The following is a 3244-nucleotide window of genomic DNA, read 5'->3' on the forward strand; positions in this document are numbered from 1 at the left end:
TGTAGGACGACGCTGAAGGTGTCCACGTAGGCGACATTCGCGCTGTCTATATGGACGACAAGGAAGACCCCGCCAGGCTGGTGCCGGACGGGGTCGTCGTGGTCGGGGTGTCGGCTTGATGGTCATTCTGTCGCGATGACCTCGCTGACGGCGGCGCGGGCTGCGGACTCGTCCACGATCTTCTTGCCGGTGGCGAAGCCGGCGACCAGGGCTGCGGTGGCCAGGTTGTTGACGCTGCGAGGGCGTCCGCGGGCCGATTCGTGGATGAGCGCGATGGCGTCCTCGCTGAACAGCGGCTCGGAGCGGCCTTGCTGGGCGAGGTGGTGGGTGATGTAGCCGGCGGTCTCGGCCTCGGTCATGCCGGTCATGTGCCAGCGGACGCCGATGCGCTGGTCGAGTGCGGTGAGCACGCCGAGTTTGATCTGGCGGCGCAGGGTGGGCTGGCCGACCAGCAAGATCGCCCCGGGAGAGCGGCTGTCGAGGTCGTGGTTGGTGAGCATCCGGATGGATTCCAGCTGGTCATGTTCCAACAGATGCGCCTCATCGATGATGACGACGGGGGTTCTGGCGCGTTCGGCTTGTTCGGTGGCCAGCGCGTCGGCGGCTTGGGGGATGAGGATGGCGCGGTGTAGGTGCGGGCGCCCGCCGAGGCTGACCACGATGTGGTGGCAGATGCCGCGGGTGCCGACCGCCGGGTTGGCGATGTAGATGATGGTGTGCCTGGTGGGATCGAGGCCGGCGAGGGTGGCGCGGATGGCCACCGTCTTGCCGACGCCGACCTCGCCGGTGAGCACGCCGATGGCCTTGTCGGCGATGGTCCAGGCGATGCGGGCGCAGGCTTGGGCGTGGTCGTCATGGCGATGCAGGGCGGCAGGGTCCAGGTCACGCCGGAACGGCATGCCTTTGAGCGCGAAGTGCTTGATCAACGTCTCGTGCATCATGGGTTCTCGTGATTCCTCGTGAATTTCTCATCAGGCGATGTCGGGCTGGGCGTCCGGGCTGCTGCTTGGTCCGGTGGCTCCGAGCAGAGCGGTGTAGTTGACGCTGCCCTGCAGGTGGCGGGTGCGGGTCTCATCGAGCAGGCCCAGGTAGTCGATCCCGGTGGGTTCGGGTGGAGTGTGGCCGCCGGTCTCGGGACGCGCCTTGGGGTGGGCGTGCCGGACTCGGCGGAAAACCGGGCTGGTGCCGTAGCTGCGCCCGGCATGCCGGATCTCGACCTCCTCCAGGTTGAAGGGGTCGAACAGCACCTGGACGCGTTTGCGGCGCAGCACCGGGTCGACCTGGTAGTAGTTGCCGAGCAGGCTGATCAGCGCGGTCTTGTCGACGGTGCGGCGTTCTTCCCAGAGGAAGGCCTCAGCCAGCGCCGCCGCCGACGGCAGGGCCAGGGCTGGTGGCAGGCCGCCACGCCAGCGGGTCAGGGGCGGCATGCCGGTCTCGGAATGCTCGCGGAGGTGATAGATGGTCTCCACCCAGGAGTTGAACAGCCGGTTCAACTCGCCCAGCCCGTCGACGGTCTTGGGGTGGGCGCCGTCGAACTCCACCAGGAACTGGTCCCGGACGGTTCTGAAGAAGCGCTCGATCTTCCCGCGCCCTTCGGGCCGGTTCGGGGTGGAATGGACGAGTTTGATCCCCAGGGATGCACAGGCCCGCAGCAGCCAGGAGTCGACGAACGCCGAGCCGTTGTCGACATAGACGGCCTGCGGCAGGCCGCGGCAGGCCAGCGCCGGACGCAACGCCACCGCCAAACGCACGACATCCTCGGCGAAACCGAACCGGCCTGCCATCACCGCCCGGCTGTTGTCATCGATGAAGCAGAACAAGATGGCCCGCCGCCGCTCCTTCCCGATCCGGGGGCCGTGCAGGGCGTCGCCGACCCATAGTTCGTTGGGCCGGCCGGCCTCGAACCGGGAGAAGACCGGCCCGTCGGCATGCAGGTCGAGCGACAGTTCCAGCCGGGCGAAATGCCGCTGGATGGTGCGCTCGCTCGGCGCTGGCACGCCGTGGCGGAGCATGATCTGCCGCACCTGCACCGCGGTGCGCAGCGGGTTCTCCTTCTTCAACGCCACCGCCAGGGCGAGCGCATCGGCGTTGCTGCGCGGGCTGGTCTGTCGTGGTGAGGGCAGCAGCGCCTCGAACCCGCCGCGCTGCCAGGCGTGGATCCACCGATCCAGGCTCTTTCGCGAGACACGAACGGGCTTGCCATCAACTCCTTCGTGGGTTCGCGCGGCGATCTGCCGCACCAGTTTCCCGCGCTGGCGTGTGGACAGCTCCCGGCTGACCGTTTCCTGGATCAGCCGGTAACGGAACAGCGCGAGCTGACGGGCCTGCTCGGCCTGCCGACGCGCTGCGGCCTCTTGTGGTGTCACCGTTTCGTCCCCCTTCGAGATGACGACACACAGTCACCTCAAGGGTCCGATCAATCACCAAACGTCACTAGAGGCACGCTCGTGTTGATCATCCGGACGGTCAGCGCCGGAGCCAGCAGACTCCCGTTCGTCGCCACCGCGGCCAACTCCCAGACCGGCACCCTGTCCACCAACTCCGGCCACCGCTTCAGCATGGCGCGGTGCATCGCCGCCAGCACCACCACCGCCTCACCCCACGCCGAGGCGGCCGGTGCCAGCGCGGGCGGGTCGGGATCCAGCGCGACGATCCACTCAGCCAACGCCGAACGCAACTGCCCGGCCCGGTTGCGGGCCCGGCGCACCCACGCCCGCACCGACCACACCGATCGACCCACCCAGGCCGCGATCCGCCCATAACCCTCGCCCGCCGCGGCCCGGCCCAGCACCTGCCCGATGACCGTGACCTCATCGGCCCGGCGCAACAGCAGATTCGCCGGCAACAGCACGTGCGTCACCAGGCACGCACGGCACCGCGCCCGCCGATGCCGCACAATCAGCCGCGCGCCGCACGCCAACCTGCGCAGCACCCGCCGCGCCCCGTGACTCCACGGCCGCAACTCACCTGCACACCCCGGGCACCTCAACACGCCCGAGACCAGCTCAGACTCGACCCGTGCCGGACAGGTCCCTACCGTGAGCACCGCAGTGTGATCTCTGCATGAGGGACGGTTCTCTCCGGCGGCTGGGCAAGTCCATCCGGGGAGGGCCGTTCTTCGTCTTCGTGCTCACGATGTCGCCGGGCATGAACAGCGACGATTGACTCAATCACACTCAAGATCATGGACAACGGCCATGTCGCCGCACGTCATCTACGTGCTCAAACGGAGTGTCGTTCTACA

3 protein-coding genes are annotated in these 3244 nt (G+C 68.1%); all 3 read right to left on the minus strand.

What is annotated here, in order from left to right; translation table 11 throughout:
* Positions 1–122 precede the first annotated feature (122 nt).
* From ACIBI9_RS67765 to ACIBI9_RS67775, 3 genes are read right to left on the minus strand one after another with little or no spacing between them, the layout of a single operon-like run.
* Positions 123–941 (minus strand): ExeA family protein, encoded by an 819-nt coding sequence (locus ACIBI9_RS67765; RefSeq protein WP_397239652.1) that lies wholly within the window; start codon positions 939–941, stop codon positions 123–125.
* Positions 942–971: 30 nt separating this feature from the next.
* Positions 972–2366, minus strand: a complete 1395-nt coding sequence (locus ACIBI9_RS67770) for a DDE-type integrase/transposase/recombinase (protein WP_397239654.1) — start codon at positions 2364–2366, stop codon at positions 972–974.
* Positions 2367–2416: 50 nt separating this feature from the next.
* Positions 2417–2860, minus strand: a complete 444-nt coding sequence (locus ACIBI9_RS67775; protein ID WP_397239656.1) for a hypothetical protein — start codon at positions 2858–2860, stop codon at positions 2417–2419.
* Positions 2861–3244: the final 384 nt, after the last annotated feature.

It is taken from the genome of Nonomuraea sp. NPDC050451 (assembly GCF_044458585.1).

Coding starts and splice junctions, on each gene's coding strand:
- ACIBI9_RS67765 (WP_397239652.1), bottom strand. CDS start 941: ATGATGCACGAGACGTTGATCAAGCACTTCGCGCTCAAAGGCATGCCG.